The organism is Acinetobacter sp. YH12145 (genome assembly GCF_013418335.1).
Classification (GTDB): Bacteria; Pseudomonadota; Gammaproteobacteria; order Pseudomonadales; family Moraxellaceae; genus Acinetobacter; species Acinetobacter amyesii.
In genome coordinates this window covers 151,750-169,534 of record NZ_VPCE01000003.1, presented here as the reverse complement: position 1 = coordinate 169,534, position 17,785 = coordinate 151,750, and the positions used below count along the sequence as shown (strand labels likewise).

The window sequence follows — 17,785 nt, the reverse complement described above, 5'->3', positions numbered from 1 at the left end:
GAGGTGCGCTCTCACTTTCAAAATAAAAAATTTTCACAATTTTATCATATCTATGCAAATAGCACGTTTCCAAATGTATAAGAATTCATGAATTATGCAGAAAAGATGCATTTCTTCTTTTTTATCTTAGGAACAGATAAATTGAATTAAACTCTCAAATGAAATTCAGCCCGAATCAAATGAGCCTTCAACTTCTTTTTCCAGCAGTACAATTACATCAAGCATTAAAAAATATCTGCTTTTTGGGGTTTTAACTTTATGAAAAAAAATGCTTAGGTTAAGATGAGCCATCTTTTGGTAGAAACAATTTGAAGACCTATGCAACCTTTTGTTCTATATAACTCAGAGCAACGTAAAAAAGTAGAATTCGTACCTCGTAAAGAAGGACATATCGACATGTATGTCTGTGGAATGACCGTGTATGACTACTGTCATATTGGTCATGCTCGAGTTATGGTTGCATTCGACTACATTATCCGTTTCCTGCGCAGTCAGGGCTGGAACGTTAAATACGTTCGCAACATTACCGATATTGACGACAAAATCATTGCCCGTGCCAATGAAAATGGCGAAAGCATTACTGCTTTAACCGATCGCTTTATCAAGGCCATGAACGAAGATGCTGCCAATTTAGGTTGTGCAGCACCTGATGAAGCACCACGTGCAACAGACTATATCGATCAAATGCAGAATATGATTGGTAACTTGGTTAACAAAGGTACAGCCTACCCATCTGCAAATGGCGATGTTTATTTTGAAGTTGAAAAGTTTGCCAAATATGGTCGTCTTTCGGGTCGTAAACTTGACGATATGCAGGCTGGTGCTTCTGAACGCGTTGATGTAGAAGTAGAAAAGAAACATCCTTTTGACTTCGTGCTTTGGAAACATGCCAAAGAAAATGAACCTTCTTGGGCTTCACCTTGGGGCAATGGCCGTCCGGGCTGGCATATTGAATGTTCAGCGATGTCGACCTGCTGCTTAGGCAACCATTTTGATATTCATGGTGGCGGTTCAGACTTAACTTTCCCGCATCATGAAAATGAAATTGCGCAATCTGAGGCATCTACTGGCGAACAGTATGTTAATTACTGGATGCATGTCGGCTTTATTAATGTCGATGGCGAAAAAATGTCGAAGTCTTTAGGTAACTTCTTCACTATTCGTGATGTCATGGATAAATTCCACCCTGAAGTGATCCGCTTCTTTATTGTGTCATCACATTACCGTAGCCCAGTAAACTTCTCTGACACTGCTTTAAAAGAAGCGAAAAATACCCTTTCCCGTTTCTATCATTCATTTAAAGCTTATCAGCAAGTCTATGGTGAAAAAACCGTAGAAACTTTGGATGATGCTTTAGTTGAGCGCTTTAATGCCGCTATGCGTGATGATTTCAACACCGCAGAAGCAATTGCGGTATTGTTTGAAGTCAACAAAGAATTGAACCGTGCCGTGAAAGATGAAAATGCTGAACAAGCGGCTGTGTATTATTCGACATTGCGTCACTTGACCAATATTTTAGGTTTGGTGCAACACAATGTGGATGATTTCCTGAAATCTGATATCGGTCAGGAAGCATTAGGCTTATCAGAAGAACAGATTGAAGATTTAATTCAACAACGTAAAGATGCGAAAAAGGCTAAAGAATTTGCCAAAGCAGATGAAATTCGTCAATCTTTACTGGATCAGGGCGTAGTTCTGGAAGATACACGTCAAGGTACTATTTGGCGTCGCGCTGATTAATTAAGCAAACAGAAGCATAGAGAGTTGACAGTTGCGTGAAATTCTCTATAATTCACCTCATTGCGGGAATAGCTCAGTTGGTAGAGCATAACCTTGCCAAGGTTGGGGTCGGGAGTTCGAGTCTCCTTTCCCGCTCCAGAATACGAAAAACCCTCATCGAAAGATGAGGGTTTTTTTATGTCTAAATCTTTCTTCAAAGGCTTATTTTTAGATGTATTTACTCATGTTATGCACATGAAAGTAATTTCGCATTTTTAAAATAATATTTAAGTCTATTCGACGGAGTCTTACATTTAGGGATTGAATACAGGGATTAGCTTCCGGCTGGAAGTACTCTTACGAAACGTTGTTTCTCACTCGGGAAAATGAGATGCGAAGCTTCGCAAGGAAACCATCTTGCGGCGCAATGCACCTCACAGACAAAACTCGTTCACTACCGTCAAATTATTCAAAGTATTAAAAATACATTTTGATTAGAAGTCGTCCTGTCTCAAACAATTGCGGATGACATGACCGCGTATCTTTATTATTTGAAGCAAAGTACGCTTCTGATGCTACTGCGTAACATCTGTTATTTATTATATTGTAGCGACGTTAATAGGCCTTAATTTTCCCCCAACGAATAAGGCTTCCCCTATTGCCACACAACCTTTCGCCTACCTGTTAAAAAATAATCTGATGAAATGCTCATCTTGGTTATTTTCCTCAATTTTTCTCCATAATTTTCCGTTATTCTTTGCCAAAATTACATTTGGACAACCAAATAATGCACGGCGCGCACACCACACTCAAACTGACCAGCTTAAGTTACGCATTAATTACGATCTCAACATCAATTTTGGCTGCAGATACTGTTCAAAATCCTCAAGAATCTGCAGCAGTTCAGCAAATGGAAGCTTTAACATTTGAAGTTCCAACAGCAAGCACTAAGCCCAAAGACCCAGATATCAGTGCTGTCGCAAAAACTATTATAAGCCGTGATGAAATGTTGAAATTTGGCGATCAGTCAATCAATGATGCGCTGCGCCGTGCTGCAGGGTTTCAACTCCCCGGTGCCGGCGGTGGTCCACGTGGTGGTGCAGGTGCTGGCGGCATGCGTTTTCGTGGTGGTGGCGCACCCGTGTTTTTAATCAATGGTGAACCTGTACAAGGTGGTCCTCGTGGTGGCATGTCAGTTGTTGATAGCATTACACCGGAAATGATCGAACGCCTTGAAATCACCAAACAACCAAGTGTAGCTCAAGGCTCGGTTGCTTCTTCTGCAGTCATCAATATTATTTTAAAAGAACCATTGAATGGCACGCGTTTGAGTGGATCTGTACGTGCTGGTTATGGCCTAACGAAGTCAAATACACGTGAAGAAGAACGCACTAATTTAAACTTTCAAATGGATGGTCGTTCAGACCCTTGGATCTATAGTTTATCTGGGAGCCAAATGTGGAATGACTCAGATACGCTCATCCGTACACAAGATGCAACAGGAACGAAAACCCAGAAACGCATCACCAATCGTACGTCGCAAATGTTAACCCCACGTGTTGAATATCAACTTGATGATCAACAAAAACTGGTCGCTGAAATGTTTTATCGCAACAATGAAAGCGAAGGCACAAGTGGCACTCAAATCCAAAAAAATAAAAATGACAGTATTCGACTCAACACACGATATGAGCGTAAAGACCAAGGAAATTCAGACAAAATTCGCTTATCAATCGAACAGCAAAATGAAACGGAATTAACAGAGTATAGAAATACTCAATCGTATATTGATGAACAAATTAATGAATATGGCTTAGGCTACGACGGTGTCCGCAAGTTTGACTCAAAACGCCAAATAAAATTTGGTACTGATCTACGTAGCAATGAACTTGAAAGCAATATTGCAGAGACCTTAGATGAACAATTGTATGCTGCTTATGTTGAAGGAAGTTGGAAATATACGCCGCGCCAAACCTTAACTCTAGGTGTACGCCAAGAGTGGATTGATCGTTCAGGTTTAGTGGATTATCAAGATCAGCATTTGAGTCCTGTATTAGCACACCGCTTTGACTTTAATGACCAATGGTCACTCCAAACCAACTTGAGTCAAGCTTTTAAAAATCCACGTAGCAATCAATTGATGCCGACGGTTTCAGTTTCTACAGATAGTGATGCTGGGACACTAAACAACCCTGATCGTGGTGGTAATCCTGACCTAAGACCTGAAACTATTAATGCTTACGAAACAACCCTAGGTTATAACACCCCTGCTGGCGGCGTAAATATCACTGCATATTATCGAGAAATTAATGACTATATCGAAAAATCGATCCTGTCAGAAAATGCTACAGGCGGTCGTTGCGAAACAGGAAATACCGATTGCCGTTTTGTCGAACGTCCTTATAACCAAGACAGTGCAACCACCTATGGTGTGGAAATTGCTGGACGTTATGCACTGAAGCAAACGGAGAATGGTCATTCTTTTATGTTGAATGCTCAGCTTTCAACTGTACGTGCAAAAATTGAAGAAACTGACGGCTTTGACCGTTTGGCAAGCGATGTTGCACCTTATACCGCAAGTGCTGGTTTATCTTATAACTATCAACCGTGGCGTATTGCAACAAGTGTGAACCTCAATTATACCCCTGAATATACACGTGCGCTGAGTAACGAACCGTACAATCGCACCAGCAATGAACGCGTCAATATGGATGTGAGTTTTACTAAACGCTTTGATCAAAATTGGTCTGCATCGGTGAATGCACGTAATATTCTCAGCTCAGATTATAAAGAAGTGTTAAAAGAACAAAGTTCTGGCGCGCTATACCAATCTCGTATCAATGAAGCAATTCCAAGCTTTATGTTTACCTTAGAAAAGAAATTCTAAACCGTTTCTAAGAGACTTCTAAGAGATTTAAAATAAAAAACCGATACGGACAACGAATCGGTTTTTTTATGCGTACACGACCGCAAACTAGCGCTCAATTGCCTTCAACATTTTCGCAATTTTTAGGGTATGTTCCTTCTGCCCTTTTTTCTCTAAGACCTTTTGCTCAACCCACCATAAATATTCAAAAATTTCTGATTCACTTGAATCCTCTTGAATTAATTTAAAAATATTGGGCAAATAATCATCATATTCATCACGTAAAGCAGGAATACGGCGAATCCCTAAAGGGTCCCATTCCTTCAATAAAATTTTATGTATCGCATGCAAGAGACTGGCATCTCGATTATGTTTTGACTGCATACAAGTTCCCTGGCTTATATTTTTTTACTTTTAAAATCAGTTATCTAATTATGTGATGATATTAAAAGAAAAATGAACTGTTGTTTGTCGAAGATTTCATCATACGCATCTCTAAACGCTTTTCCATTGGTTTTTCATCTTTTTTTTATACTAAACCAAAGCTTTATCAAAATTTCATGCACTTTTTCTCATAAATTTTACCAATAAAGCCTTTCGGGAATCCCCTAATTCACAATACAAAGGTTTTAAATGCTAAGTTCAACGATCAAACCTAATCATTCAAAGAAAAACAATACGCTTCAGCCAACTTCTATATTTATCTCTTTTCGCAATTATGAAAAATTTACAGTTTTCCTTTTTAATCTCCGACAATTCAAGCTACATTCTATTTTGAAATTTTAATCCTGAAAAATCCCTATGAGTACTGCATTAAACGAAACCATTTACGTCATTCAACACCTTGCATTTGAAGATTTGGGTTCATTGGAAGATGTATTTTACCAACTGGATTATCGGGTAAGATACTTCGAAGCTGGTGTCGATGACCTCAGTAAAGCTATGCAACATACAGGGCTTACCATCATTTTGGGCGGCCCGATCGGAGTTTATGAAACTAATGACTACCCTTTCCTACAAAAAGAAATAGACTTACTTAAAGTACGTTTAGAGAGTAACTTACCGACTTTAGGCATTTGCTTAGGTGCTCAGCTTATTGCACATGCATTGGGAGCGAAAGTCTATCCAGGTCATAGCAAAGAAATCGGTTGGAGTGCCTTAGAGCTTGATGCCATTACTCACAATATTTTAGCGCCATTAGATCAAGTGCCTGTACTGCATTGGCATGGTGATACCTTTGATTTACCTACAAATGCACAGTTACTAGCCAGCTCAGCAATTTATCCAAATCAAGCGTTTAGCTATGGGCCCAATATTCTAGCTCTACAGTTTCATATTGAAGCAGAAACACAGGCCATGGAAAAATGGCTAATTGGGCATACATGTGAACTGCATAAAGCACAAATTAACATCCCAAATTTACGCATGGAAAGCCAACAACATGCACCTCATTTAGAACGTGTTGCTCCCCTTATTTTGCAACAATTCTTACAACAGCTTGAGCTTTAAAACAGCTATTAATTTAAAGCTAAATGGCTTATAACGGTTGCACTTCAAAACGTATAAGCCATTAGAATGACTCCCTTACTCAGCATTGCGCTCATCCACTTTTTTGCTCTCATCAGCCCAGGCCCAGACTTCTTTTTTGTCACTCAAAGTGCTATTCGACAATCCAGATCACATGCATTATTTGCCGCATTAGGTATATCACTTAGTATTTTAGTTTGGTCAATTTGTGCAATAAGTGGCTTACATTTTCTATTTCAAAAAATGGCTTGGTTACAACAATGCCTCATGATTTTGGGTGGCTTATATCTTTTATATTTAGGCTCTCAGTTATTAAAATCTGCATGGAGTAAAGACCTCGGCACAATAACGAAACCAACCGAGCAAGCTGTACAGAAAAAATCGCCTTTGACGCTGTTATTCCAAGGTTTCTTGACCAATATGGCCAATCCTAAAGCATTGGTTTATTTCAGTAGTGTATTTTCCATTGGGATCAGTGCAAAGGTCAGTATTTTTGATCAAAGCTCTTTATTGGCTTTAGTCTTTATTGAAAGTTTGATTTGGTTTGCATTGGTTGCGGTCTTATTCTCAGCACCTAAAATGACCCATTACTATCAAAAATTTAGTAAAAAAATTGACGCCATTACCGGTGGAATCTTCATCAGTTTTGGCTGCCTGTTACTACTCAATCGCGATTGATCACACACCAGTTAAATAAGACATAAAAAAGCACCCAAATGGGTGCTTTCCTAACTTAGCTGAGGGAGCTAAATCTTATTTCGCTGCTGCCTTTGCTGTAGATACAGCGGCTTCAGTCGTAATATTTACCGTAATTTTGTCGCCTACATTCGGTACATATGCACCAACACCAAATGCTGAACGATCAAAAGAAGTCGTTGCATTGAAACCAATCGTTTCTGCCTTAGTCATTGGGTGAACGGCTTGCTTGTTCAATACAGCATCCAATACCACTGGTTTAGTCACATTTTTAACTGTTAAATCACCCGTGATTTTGTATTTAGTTTTGCTGATGGCTTGAACTTTTGTACTTTTAAACGTGATATTTGGATATTTTTCAGCATCAAAGAAATCAGCTGTTTTTAAATGATCATCTAATGCTTTGACATTGGTATTTAAGCTCGATAATGGAATCGTCACATTCACAGACGAATTTGCAGGTTTTGCATTATCGACATTGATTGTCCCTTGAATGTCACTAAAGTTTGCAGAAGGCGTTGAGAAACCAAAATGATTCCAAGTAAATACTGTTGCTGTATGAGTAGGATCAATTTGATAGGCAACAGGTTTTGCCATAGAAATTGTTGTAACTGATGCTACCGCCAAACCGATTGTTAATGCTTTAAAGTTCATGTTTTTATCTCACTTTCGAATACCATTAAGTCTATAGATTTTTAGCCGTATTACAGCTTTAAAGATAAAACGTTTTGTTGCATGTTTAGAACGATAGTTTTGTAAAATCTGTAGCAGCATTTACAACCACTCTCAATTATTCAATTTCCCATATATTTCAAATAATTAATAATTTAATTGATCCATGAGTTATTTATCCTAAATTTAGGAAACATCAACCTATCAGAGTCGTAGGTTTTCTAAACAAATCCACTTAAGATTTTTAGACATCATAAAAATCTGAGTACCCAAAAATGACAGAACAATCGCTGGCTATTGAAAAAGCCTTAAATACTAAAACGCCCAAAGATGTCGTTTTGGCATTTCTTATGAATACTTCAAAAGAACTCATTGAAAATGCAACTCAGCTACTGGTAGCCGAAGACGCAGCATATGTTTCCTTAAACTTCAGCAACCCAGAACTTAAACAAATTGAGCCGTGGGCTGGGTCTGGCACAGGCAGAGACATTTATATTTATACCTTTGCCAACGTCGGGACCTACTGGAATATCGACGACTTTCAAATCACGGATATGATCGCTGAAGATGAAACCGTAGCTGTATTTGGTCAATTCACCTACACCTCAGTCTATGCAAAAAATACTTTCACCTCGCCTTTTTCAATCAAAGCCAAAGTTCAAAATGGTTTAATCAGCTATTTCCAATTCATGGAAGATACCTATGCCTCAGCATCATCTTTCCGCGTAGGCGGAGAATGGATCATTCAGCAAGATGCAGACTCAGCTAAAAACTTTAAAGTTTCAGCTTAATACTGAGATGCAGCAGCTCTTCACGCAAGAGCTGCTGTTGATTTGGAATGGCCTTTTACATTAAGTTAATGACAGCGATATTGGATAAACCCAGTTTTTCTCGCGATTTGATCATACAGCTTTTGTGCTGTTTCATTGTCCTGATGCGTAAGCCAATACACACGGTCACACTGCCGCTGATCACAATATTCTTTCACTTTCGCGATCAGCGCTTTACCAATGCCGTGCCCGCGATAATCTTCAAGGGTATATAAATCTTGCAAATAGGCATAAGGCTGTAATGTCCAGCAGCTCTCATGTTCAATGACATGCACTATCCCAACCACTTGATGATCAATCACAGCTGCGAAGCCATACATATGTTCGCACTCAGCAGCATGTAATCTTTGCCACGTTCGCTCGCTCACAGCATCCGCCACCTGACTTTTATAAAATTCTAAATACAGCTCCCAGAGCGGCTGCCATTGGCTTTTTGAAATTTCAGTTAAATTTTTAATTTGTATTTGCACGTTCGATGTCTTTATTTAAATGATCACTCGATTTTTATAACTGAAATAAAGCTTTTTGTGTTGAAAACACTATATTATTTTATGCGCTCTTTTTAAACATGATGAGTCTTGAAAGGACGTTTTCTTATCTGTTTTATAAATACGATAGGCAAATAAAAAGCCCGAAGATTCGGACTTTTTAACCATTCAGCTTATAGCTTTTCAACCAAGATCCGATCTACATGCTTTAAACCTGTATGCTTTTCATGGTTCTTACGGCGAATCTTAATCACTTTGTCTTCTTGCAAATCTTGCAACATCAACTCTACTGCAACCATGGCTTCAAGCTCTAAGTCTGTGCCAATCCATTTCTGTTCACCAGCATCCATCAGTACAATTTCATCATTTATCTGATCATAAAGGCTCATCGTTTCCTCACTTGGGGCAACATTGCACCCGTGGCTGAATACTGCATGAATGAATTAATTTTAAACCAATGCTTTAATTCATTCGTTACAAATCGTTATTTCACAATTAAAAAATATATTTAATCTCTGCAATAAAAAACGCCCCTTCTCTGGGGCGTCTTTTTTACGGTTAATCTTTATAAATTAAGCGGTAATTTCTTTCACAGCAGCAACAACAGCATCAGCAGTAATACCAAAGTGTTGATACAAGTCTTTTGCTGGAGCAGATTCACCGTAAGTCGTCATACCGATTACACGGCCATCAAGACCTACAAATTTCCACCAGTAGTCCACATGCGCAGCTTCAACAGCAACACGCGCACGGATCGCAGCAGGAAGAACCGCTTCACGGTAAGCAGCGTCTTGTTTTACGAATTCTTCAGCACATGGCATAGAAACAACACGTACGCCGTCAAGCTGTGCGTAAGCATCCATTGCCAATGAAACTTCTGAACCAGTCGCAATAATGATTGCTTTCAATTCGCCTTTTTCTTTTGCAAGTACATAACCGCCTTTCGCAACGTCAGCAATTTGATCTGCTGTACGAGTTTGGAATGGCAAGTTTTGACGAGAGAAGATTAATGCTGTAGGGCCTTCTGAACGAAGCAGCGCAGATTTCCAAGAAATAGACGCTTCTACAGTGTCACATGGACGCCAAGTGTTCAGATTTGGTGTACCACGTAAAGATGCAATTTGCTCTACAGGTTGGTGTGTAGGACCATCTTCACCTAGACCAATTGAGTCATGGGTATACACATGAATCACACGCTGTTTCATCAATGCAGACATACGTACTGCATTACGCGCATATTCCATAAACATCAGGAATGTTGCTACATAAGGAACGAAACCGCCATGAAGTGCAACACCGTTAGCAATCGCAGTCATACCGAATTCACGTACGCCGTAATGAACGTAGTTACCCGCTGGGTTAGATTCAACGCCTTCTGCGCCTTTCCATAAAGTCAGGTTAGAGCCTGCAAGGTCAGCAGAACCACCTAGAATTTCTGGAAGCTGTGGTGCAAATGCTTGAATGGCATTTTGGCTAGCTTTACGAGTAGCGATTGTTTCAGCTTTAGCATTTACTTCAGCAATATAAGCATCCGCTTTTGCTACGAAGTCAGCAGGAAGGTCACCAGAAAGACGACGTTTTAGTTCAGCTGCTTCTGCTGGATATTTAGCAGCATAAGCAGCAAATGTGTCGTTCCAAGCAGATTCAGAAGCAGTACCTTTGGCTTTTGCATCCCAAGCTGCATAAACATCAGCAGGAATTTCAAATGGAACTTCAGTCCAGCCTAAAGCTTCACGAGTCAAAGCGATTTCGTCATTACCAAGCGGCGCACCGTGGCAATCTTCTTTACCTTGTTTGTTTGGTGAACCTAAACCAATAATGGTTTTACAGATAATTAAGGTTGGTTTCGCAGTTTCAGATTTTGCTTCAACAGTTGCCGCACGGATTGCGTCTGCATCATGGCCGTCAACTTTAAGTACTTGCCAGCCGTATGCAAGGAAACGCTGTTCTGTATCATCAGAGAACCAGCCTTCTACTTCACCGTCAATCGAGATGCCGTTGTCATCGTAGTAAACAACTAATTTACCTAGACCCAAAGTACCAGCCAATGAACATGCTTCGTGAGAAACACCTTCCATTAAACAGCCATCACCTAAGAAACAGTAAGTGTTGTGATCTACAACTGTGATGTCTTCTTTGTTGAATTGAGCCGCTAAAGTTTTTTCAGCAAGTGCAAAACCTACAGCGTTTGCAATACCTTGACCCAATGGACCAGTCGTTGTTTCGATACCCGGTGCATAGCCCAATTCTGGGTGACCTGGCGTTTTAGAATGCAATTGACGGAAAGATTTCAAATCTTCAATTGAAAGGTCATAACCTGTTAAGTGCAATAACGCATATTGCAGCATAGAGCCATGGCCGTTTGACAATACGAAACGGTCACGGTTTGCCCATTGTGGGTTTGCAGGGTTGTGGTTGAGGAATTCACGCCATACCACATCAGCAATATCTGCCATCCCCATTGGAGCACCTGGATGTCCTGAATTTGCTTTTTGCACAGCATCCATTGCCAATACACGAATTGCGTTTGCAATACGACGTTCGTTAAGCGGGGTTGTCATAGGTCAGAGTCCAAACAAATGGTTTAAAAGAGTAAGATGAATAAGAATTCAAAGATGCGTATATTGTCTTAAAAAAAGCGGAATGGGTAAAGCCTCAGGGGCAAATTTTCGCTAATTATTCCTGCACCACCTGTATTTTAGGCGCTTATTGCTCAATTTCAAGCCTATGCATGTCGTTTATTTTGTATACAGTGACGCTTTTATATGGCGAATCAATGACAGCGCAATGCATATTTAGAGTTTAGTGGCGAAAGCAAACGCTTCGTAATTGATAAAAGTCCAATACATCGAATGGAAAATGTGAATATAAATAGCAGCCAAAGCCGATCCAGATAAATGGCCATTAGAAATATGAAATACTTTCAATAATTAAACCCACTATGGTTTGGGAAACTCAAACGTCGTAATCATCCCTTTGAAATCAGCACTGATCCAATATCTTCGAGACCCTAGATACAGAACTTTAGATACCACGACATGTAGCAGGTAAATTTCGCTGCAAAATATCATCCGATTGACAATTCCAAGCACCATTTAAATCATCTGGAATATTAAAATAGATCTGCTTTGAGCGAAGAGCAAAATTGACATCTGTTGATTTAAACGTAAAAACCACTGAACACGTTCCTGCCACATCAGTAATGTCACTACTCGCAATATATTTGGTACTGATACTTTCATTCAGCGCTGTATTCAAATCTACACAGCTTTGTTCCTCTGAATAATTTTCCACCAATTTAATTTTATAGGGTGAAATCATTGTTAATACTTCAGCTACTTGCGCCCGAGCGACATAGCCATTGTAAGATACAGTAGCAATTGCAGCCAAAATGCCGATAATTGCCACTACCATCATGATTTCAATGAGTGTAAAACCAGACTGTTTCATTACGTTTCCCCATTCAACGTAATGACAAATAGGCAATTTGCGTACCAAGTCTCAAAAGCGCGTACTTATTGTGTTTTATTTTTCAAATTAAACGAATAATTGTCGTTTACAGTCATATTCTGGCAGTTCATGACATTCATTATTGATAAATCTCAGGATATTGATTTGATTTTTTCTTATAATTGATTCACTTGAAATGCTACTTTAGGCATTTTAACGCCTAATCACATTGTTGCTTGTGCCAAAACAAAAATATCTCAATTTTATCTCATCATAAAAAATTAAATTGATAAATCCATAGCTCATATCAATTTTTTAGATGCCTATATCAATTAAAAAGTCATTGAAATGAATTAATTTCATCCAATTTGGTCATGTTAAGCTAGTCCTAAACGCTTTCTCGATGTAACATATTGCGTCTTTAAATTTAACTGTGATAGGACTTATGCGCGAGTACGCTGTATTTACCTCGGAATCTGTAAGCGAAGGCCATCCGGATAAAATGGCTGACCAAATCAGTGATGCTATTTTGGATGCAATCTTAAAAGAAGACCCATATGCACGGGTTGCTTGTGAAACGCTTGTAAAAACGGGTGCGGTTGTACTTGCCGGTGAAATCACAACAACTGCAAATGTTGACTTTGAAGCGATTGTTCGTAATACCGTAAATGGTATCGGATACCACCATTCAGATCTTGGCTTTGATGGCTCAACTTGTGCCGTGATCAACATGATCGGGAAACAATCACCTGAAATTGCTCAAGGCGTTGACCGTCAAAAACCTGAAGATCAAGGTGCGGGCGACCAAGGTTTAATGTTTGGTTATGCAAGCCGTGAAACTGATGTGCTTATGCCGGCACCTATTTCATATGCACATCGCTTGATGGAAAAACAAGCTGAACTACGTAAACAAGGCAAACTTGCTTGGTTACGTCCTGATGCAAAAAGCCAAGTAACATTTGCTTATGAAAATGGTATGCCAGTTCGCTTAGACGCAGTTGTACTTTCAACTCAGCACGATCCAAAAATTACCCAAGCTCAATTAAAAGAAGCGGTAATTGAAGAAATCGTGAAAAAAGTGATTCCTGCTGAAATGTTCCATGCAGACACTAAATTCCACATCAACCCAACAGGTATGTTCGTCATTGGCGGCCCTGTAGGCGACTGTGGTTTAACAGGCCGTAAAATCATTGTAGATACTTACGGTGGTATGGCTCGCCACGGTGGTGGTGCGTTCTCTGGTAAAGATCCATCAAAAGTGGACCGTTCTGCTGCTTATGCAGGCCGTTATGTTGCTAAAAACATTGTGGCTGCTGGTCTAGCTGACAAATGTGAAATTCAAGTGTCTTATGCGATTGGTGTTGCAGAACCAACATCTATCTCGATCAACACATTCAATACTGCAAAAGTATCTGAAGATTTGATTATTGCACTTGTACGTGAACACTTTGACTTACGTCCATACGGTATTACTCGTATGTTGAACTTAATCCAACCGATGTACCAACAAACTGCTGCGTATGGTCACTTCGGTCGTGAAGGTTCTGATACCGCATTTACATGGGAAAAAACTGACAAAGTGGAAGCGCTTAAAGCATCTGCTGGTCTTTAATCTTAATAGATTAATTTCCCCAAAAAGCCTGCATTGATTGCAGGCTTTTTTATGGCCCGTATGTCCATAACTAAAACATCTAGGATAAAAATAACGAGTGTAAAAAATATTGACTAAAATTTACGCCTAGCTTATTCATAAAACACCAAAATAATTTAAGAACAACATCATGCCCTTTCCATTAGACTTAAAATTTATTACTGCAACTGAAGAACAATTAGGATTTAAGTTTCCAGAAAAATATAAAGCCAAAATGCAAATTGAAAATGGTGGCGAATTCGGCATTAGCTTTTCTAGTGCGGATGAATTTAAAGATGGTGATGACATCGAAGCTTGGTGGCTTTTTCCCTTCCAAGACACCAGCGATGTGAAAAGAATAAAACGTACAACGAATCATCTAGCCGCAGAACATCAAACTATAAGTGAAATTGAAGACTTCCCTGAAAACAGCATTGCTATTGCGCATAACGGCGATGGCGATTATTTATTGCTGCATACGATAGACGATACACAATTAGGGGAAGAAATATATTTATGGCGCCATGAAGACAGTGAATTTATCTATCTACTTGTGACTTCAATTGAAGAATTATTTAGTCAAAATCCTTAACGTTATAAGCAGATATAAAGCCTTTTAAACTACAAAATAAGCTGGATAAAATTACACTAAATCAACAATTTTTGATCAAATATCGAATATTTTTTCAGCTAATATAAATTCAGCCCATGCTACGGGCATAACAACAAAAGGAAAGATCAAAATGAATAAATTACTTGTTGCTTTAGGTTTGGCTGCAACTGTTGCACTTGTTGGCTGTAATAAAGACAAAGCGCCAGAAACAGGTGCAACAACTGGTGAACACCTAGAAAACGCTGCTGATCAAGCAGGCCATGACATCGCTGATGCAACTTCAGATGCGGCAACTGCGACAGCTACTGCTGTTGATAATGCTGCAACTGCAACTGCGACAGCAGCCGAAAATGCTGCAGAAAATGCTGAAGCTGCTGCACACAATGCCAAAGAAGCAGCTAAAGACGCAACTGCTGCAACAGCAGGTGCTGTTGAACAAGGTGCAGCTGACGTGAAAGAAAAAGCGCAGCAATAAGCATTTTATAAAAAAGCACCTTCGGGTGCTTTTTTTACATCTGTATTTTATTCAACTTACTGTTTCAATCTATTTTTAACTTGAAATTTAACTGATGTCAGGTCAATCTTATGAGGTCATATAAATAACAAACTTAGAGAAAATAATGTCTTACTCACATCATGCCGAAAAACATTTTATGGAACGTACAGGTTGGCTACGTGCATCTGTACTCGGTGCAAATGATGGCATTATCTCCGTTACTAGTTTAATTATGGGCATGGCTGCAAGTGGTGCTTCTAGCCATACCTTACTCATTACCTGCATTGCAGGACTCATCTCTGGTGCAACCTCTATGGCGGCGGGCGAATATATCTCTGTGAAATCTCAAGAAGACGTCGAAAAAGCAGATCTTCACATGGAGCATAAAGAACTACAAAAGAACCCTGAGCTAGAACTTAAAGAACTTACCCAAATTTATATTCAACGTGGTTTAGAGCCTACACTGGCCCATGAAGTCGCAGTCCAATTAACTGCACATGATGCACTTGAAGCCCACGCCCGAGATGAAATTGGAATCCATGACAATACAGCTGCAAAACCCGTTCAAGCAGCGCTATCATCGGCTTTAGCCTTTTCAATTGGTGCAATATTTCCGATGGTTGCGATCTTGATCAGTGCTGACATGCATATTGAAAAAACCGTTATGGCCGTTGGCGTGATTTCTCTAGCACTCCTCGGTGCCTTAGCCAGTTATGCAGCAGGTACTTCTATGTTGAAAGGCAGTCTACGTGTTGCACTCTGGGGCATTGCAGCCATGCTATTTTCAAGTTGGATTGGTTCTTTATTTAATGTAAATCCAGTTTAATGTTTCTTTTATCAGTTTTACAAATATTGAAAATCAATTATTCACAGCAATGATTGTGTGAATTCTAAACAATATTAATTTTTACAATATATAAAAACCGTAAAATAGAAATACATTTTTTAAGCTTTTTTCTCCATGTCTGTTATTGCTGCGCCAGCCAATCGATCCAATGTATCGATTTGGGTGGCTTTTGTTTTATTAATTTTAGGCACCATTGGTGCTTATCTGGTTGTAGGCGTTAACCAAGCATTGCTATTTTTAATTGGCGGTGCTTTGGGTATGACGCTTTATCATGCGTCTTTTGGTTTCACCTCGAGTTGGCGTGTCTTTATTAAAGAGCGTCGTGGTCGTGGCTTGCGTGCACAAATGATCATGTTGGCTTTGGCTGTATTGCTCTTCTTCCCTGCTTTAGGTGCGGGTGAATTATTTGGCAACCCAGTCAAAGGTAATGTTAATCCTGTTTCAATGTCCGTGATGATCGGTGCCTTTATTTTTGGTATTGGTATGCAACTTGGCGGCGGCTGTGCATCAGGGACCCTGTACACTGTGGGCGCAGGTAGCGCACGTATGATTGTAACGCTGATCTTCTTCTGTACAGGTTCATTGATTGCAACTTCGCATATTCAATGGTGGTTTGACCTTCCCCACTTTGAGCCGATTTCTTTAGTCAAAAGCTTTGGTGTAGTCCCTGCACTGGCATTAAACTTTGTGCTCTTTATATTGATTGCCGCAGCAACAGTTTACTTTGAAAAGAAACGCCATGGTCAGCTTGAGGTTGAGCCGCAAGCAATGCAACACGGCTTGAAACGTTTTCTACGTGGACCATGGCCATTGGTTTGGGGCGGAATTATCCTAACTTTACTGAACTTTGCCACACTCGCACTTGCAGGCCGTCCTTGGGGCGTGACCTCTGCCTTAGCCGTTTGGGCCGCAAAATCAGCAAGTATCATGGGGATCGATGTTGCATCTTGGGCATATTGGCAGCAACCTGCAAATGCCAAAGCACTGACCGAATCATTATGGTTTGATATCACGTCGATGATGAATTTCGGCATCATGCTCGGTGCATTACTTGCAGCGAGCCTAGCAGGCAAATTTGCACCGAACTTTAATATCCCAAAACGTTCACTGTTAGCGGCTGTGATCGGTGGTTTGATGTTAGGTTATGGCGCACGTTTAGCATACGGCTGTAACATTGGAGCGTATTTCAGCGGTATTGCTTCAGGTAGTTTACACGGTTGGTTATGGTTAGTATTTGCCTTCATTGGGAACAGTATTGGCGTCAAACTACGTCCAATCTTCTTCCCCGGCGAACGTCCACAAACTGAAAAACTAACAGGCTGCTAATTTCTGTGAAATAAAAAGCCCCTCAAATGAGGGGCTTTTTTAATCTGTCAGAGCTGCTTTTAGATTACAACCATATTGCATGGTTTCTTGTGCCTGTTTGTATGTGGTATAGCGGTTGATAATAAAATCATAAAATTGGTCTGTATTCGCAAATACCTGACTCAAATCTTCGTTTGCGGCATTTGGCAGTTTAACGTCTTTCACCAAGGCTAAGTTCACATGTCCGAGATGATACATTTCAGAAAAATAATGATTCATTACTTCGCAATAGGCAATTTTGGAGCTTTTTAAAGCGGTATTGGCAACAAAATGCTGATTTAAAGTTTTTAAGTTATGAACATCTAAAGCGGATTGATCTGAAAAAGCCATACTTTCTACTTTTTTTAGTTGGCTGAAATCAGCTGCTAGAGTCTGATTTAATTGTTCAAAGCGTTGTTGTAATCCCGCTGTATCGGCAACTTGATAACTTTGCGGATTGAATGTTTTCTTTTCTTGTTCATTTGCAGAACACGCCGTGAGCGTCATTGCCGTCAGAACGGTTGTAACAAGAAATAATTTCATCAAAGTCTCACTTAAACAATCAAAAGCTCGATCATTATGCCCGAAAACAACTAGATGATTCACA

General features: G+C 39.7%; 17 protein-coding genes and 1 tRNA gene. 11 read left to right on the top strand and 7 right to left on the bottom strand.

Annotated features, from left to right (window positions below):
* Nucleotides 1-318 precede the first annotated feature (318 nt).
* The 3 genes from cysS (at nucleotide 319) to FTU80_RS03655 (ending at nucleotide 4,606) form a co-directional block, all read left to right on the top strand.
* The gene (gene cysS, locus FTU80_RS03665; protein ID WP_180003842.1) at nucleotides 319-1,740 is read left to right on the top strand and encodes a cysteine--tRNA ligase; all 1,422 of its coding nucleotides are present in this window, start codon (nucleotides 319-321) and stop codon (nucleotides 1,738-1,740) included.
* A gap of 62 nt (nucleotides 1,741-1,802) precedes the next feature.
* Nucleotides 1,803-1,878 (top strand) — tRNA-Gly (locus FTU80_RS03660).
* Nucleotides 1,879-2,506: 628 nt separating this feature from the next.
* Nucleotides 2,507-4,606 (top strand): TonB-dependent siderophore receptor, encoded by a 2,100-nt coding sequence (locus FTU80_RS03655; protein WP_180084283.1) that lies wholly within the window; start codon nucleotides 2,507-2,509, stop codon nucleotides 4,604-4,606.
* An 87-nt stretch (nucleotides 4,607-4,693) separates the two neighbouring features.
* On the opposite strand, the gene FTU80_RS03650 is transcribed toward FTU80_RS03655, so the two are convergent.
* A complete protein-coding gene (locus tag FTU80_RS03650) occupies nucleotides 4,694-4,969 on the bottom strand; it encodes a hypothetical protein (protein WP_078193570.1) in 276 nt (91 codons plus the stop codon).
* A gap of 417 nt (nucleotides 4,970-5,386) precedes the next feature.
* Here FTU80_RS03650 and FTU80_RS03645 point away from each other — a divergent pair, with 417 nt between their 5' ends.
* Entirely contained in the window at nucleotides 5,387-6,094 is a 708-nt protein-coding gene (locus FTU80_RS03645; protein ID WP_180084282.1) for a glutamine amidotransferase, read from the top strand.
* Between the two features lie 66 nt (nucleotides 6,095-6,160).
* The gene (locus FTU80_RS03640) at nucleotides 6,161-6,790 is read left to right on the top strand and encodes a LysE family transporter (RefSeq protein ID WP_180023833.1); all 630 of its coding nucleotides are present in this window, start codon (nucleotides 6,161-6,163) and stop codon (nucleotides 6,788-6,790) included.
* 75 nt (nucleotides 6,791-6,865) lie between these two features.
* Here FTU80_RS03640 and FTU80_RS03635 read toward each other — a convergent pair whose 3' ends face one another.
* Nucleotides 6,866-7,462 (bottom strand): YceI family protein, encoded by a 597-nt coding sequence (locus tag FTU80_RS03635; protein WP_078188771.1) that lies wholly within the window; start codon nucleotides 7,460-7,462, stop codon nucleotides 6,866-6,868.
* A 293-nt stretch (nucleotides 7,463-7,755) separates the two neighbouring features.
* Here FTU80_RS03635 and FTU80_RS16370 point away from each other — a divergent pair, with 293 nt between their 5' ends.
* Nucleotides 7,756-8,271, top strand: a complete 516-nt coding sequence (locus FTU80_RS16370; RefSeq protein ID WP_227591805.1) for a nuclear transport factor 2 family protein — start codon at nucleotides 7,756-7,758, stop codon at nucleotides 8,269-8,271.
* Between the two features lie 65 nt (nucleotides 8,272-8,336).
* On the opposite strand, the gene FTU80_RS03625 is transcribed toward FTU80_RS16370, so the two are convergent.
* From FTU80_RS03625 to FTU80_RS03610, 4 genes are all read right to left on the bottom strand, one after another.
* On the bottom strand, nucleotides 8,337-8,780 hold the full coding sequence (locus FTU80_RS03625; protein WP_373685168.1) for a GNAT family N-acetyltransferase: 444 nt from the start codon (nucleotides 8,778-8,780) through the stop codon (nucleotides 8,337-8,339).
* A 191-nt stretch (nucleotides 8,781-8,971) separates the two neighbouring features.
* Nucleotides 8,972-9,187, bottom strand: a complete 216-nt coding sequence (locus tag FTU80_RS03620; protein ID WP_180084281.1) for a hypothetical protein — start codon at nucleotides 9,185-9,187, stop codon at nucleotides 8,972-8,974.
* A 183-nt stretch (nucleotides 9,188-9,370) separates the two neighbouring features.
* The gene (gene tkt / locus FTU80_RS03615; RefSeq protein ID WP_180084280.1) at nucleotides 9,371-11,359 is read right to left on the bottom strand and encodes a transketolase; all 1,989 of its coding nucleotides are present in this window, start codon (nucleotides 11,357-11,359) and stop codon (nucleotides 9,371-9,373) included.
* Nucleotides 11,360-11,822: 463 nt separating this feature from the next.
* Complete coding sequence (locus FTU80_RS03610) at nucleotides 11,823-12,248, bottom strand: pilin (protein ID WP_180084279.1); 426 nt, start codon at nucleotides 12,246-12,248, stop codon at nucleotides 11,823-11,825.
* 445 nt (nucleotides 12,249-12,693) lie between these two features.
* Between FTU80_RS03610 and metK the strand changes: the two genes are divergently transcribed.
* From metK to FTU80_RS03585, 5 genes are all read left to right on the top strand, one after another.
* Nucleotides 12,694-13,860: a methionine adenosyltransferase gene (gene metK, locus FTU80_RS03605; protein ID WP_078188779.1), complete on the top strand. Its 1,167-nt coding sequence runs from the start codon at nucleotides 12,694-12,696 to the stop codon at nucleotides 13,858-13,860.
* Between the two features lie 169 nt (nucleotides 13,861-14,029).
* Nucleotides 14,030-14,470 (top strand): SMI1/KNR4 family protein, encoded by a 441-nt coding sequence (locus FTU80_RS03600; RefSeq protein ID WP_180084278.1) that lies wholly within the window; start codon nucleotides 14,030-14,032, stop codon nucleotides 14,468-14,470.
* Nucleotides 14,471-14,621: 151 nt separating this feature from the next.
* Nucleotides 14,622-14,966: a hypothetical protein gene (locus FTU80_RS03595; RefSeq protein WP_078193577.1), complete on the top strand. Its 345-nt coding sequence runs from the start codon at nucleotides 14,622-14,624 to the stop codon at nucleotides 14,964-14,966.
* Nucleotides 14,967-15,111: 145 nt separating this feature from the next.
* Nucleotides 15,112-15,813 (top strand): VIT family protein, encoded by a 702-nt coding sequence (locus FTU80_RS03590; RefSeq protein WP_180010154.1) that lies wholly within the window; start codon nucleotides 15,112-15,114, stop codon nucleotides 15,811-15,813.
* A 135-nt stretch (nucleotides 15,814-15,948) separates the two neighbouring features.
* Nucleotides 15,949-17,160 carry a YeeE/YedE family protein gene (locus FTU80_RS03585; protein ID WP_180084277.1) on the top strand — a complete coding sequence of 404 codons (1,212 nt, stop codon included), beginning with the start codon at nucleotides 15,949-15,951 and terminating at the stop codon, nucleotides 17,158-17,160.
* Between the two features lie 39 nt (nucleotides 17,161-17,199).
* On the opposite strand, the gene FTU80_RS03580 is transcribed toward FTU80_RS03585, so the two are convergent.
* On the bottom strand, nucleotides 17,200-17,721 hold the full coding sequence (locus FTU80_RS03580) for a hypothetical protein (RefSeq protein WP_180084276.1): 522 nt from the start codon (nucleotides 17,719-17,721) through the stop codon (nucleotides 17,200-17,202).
* Between the last annotated feature and the right edge of the window lie 64 nt (nucleotides 17,722-17,785).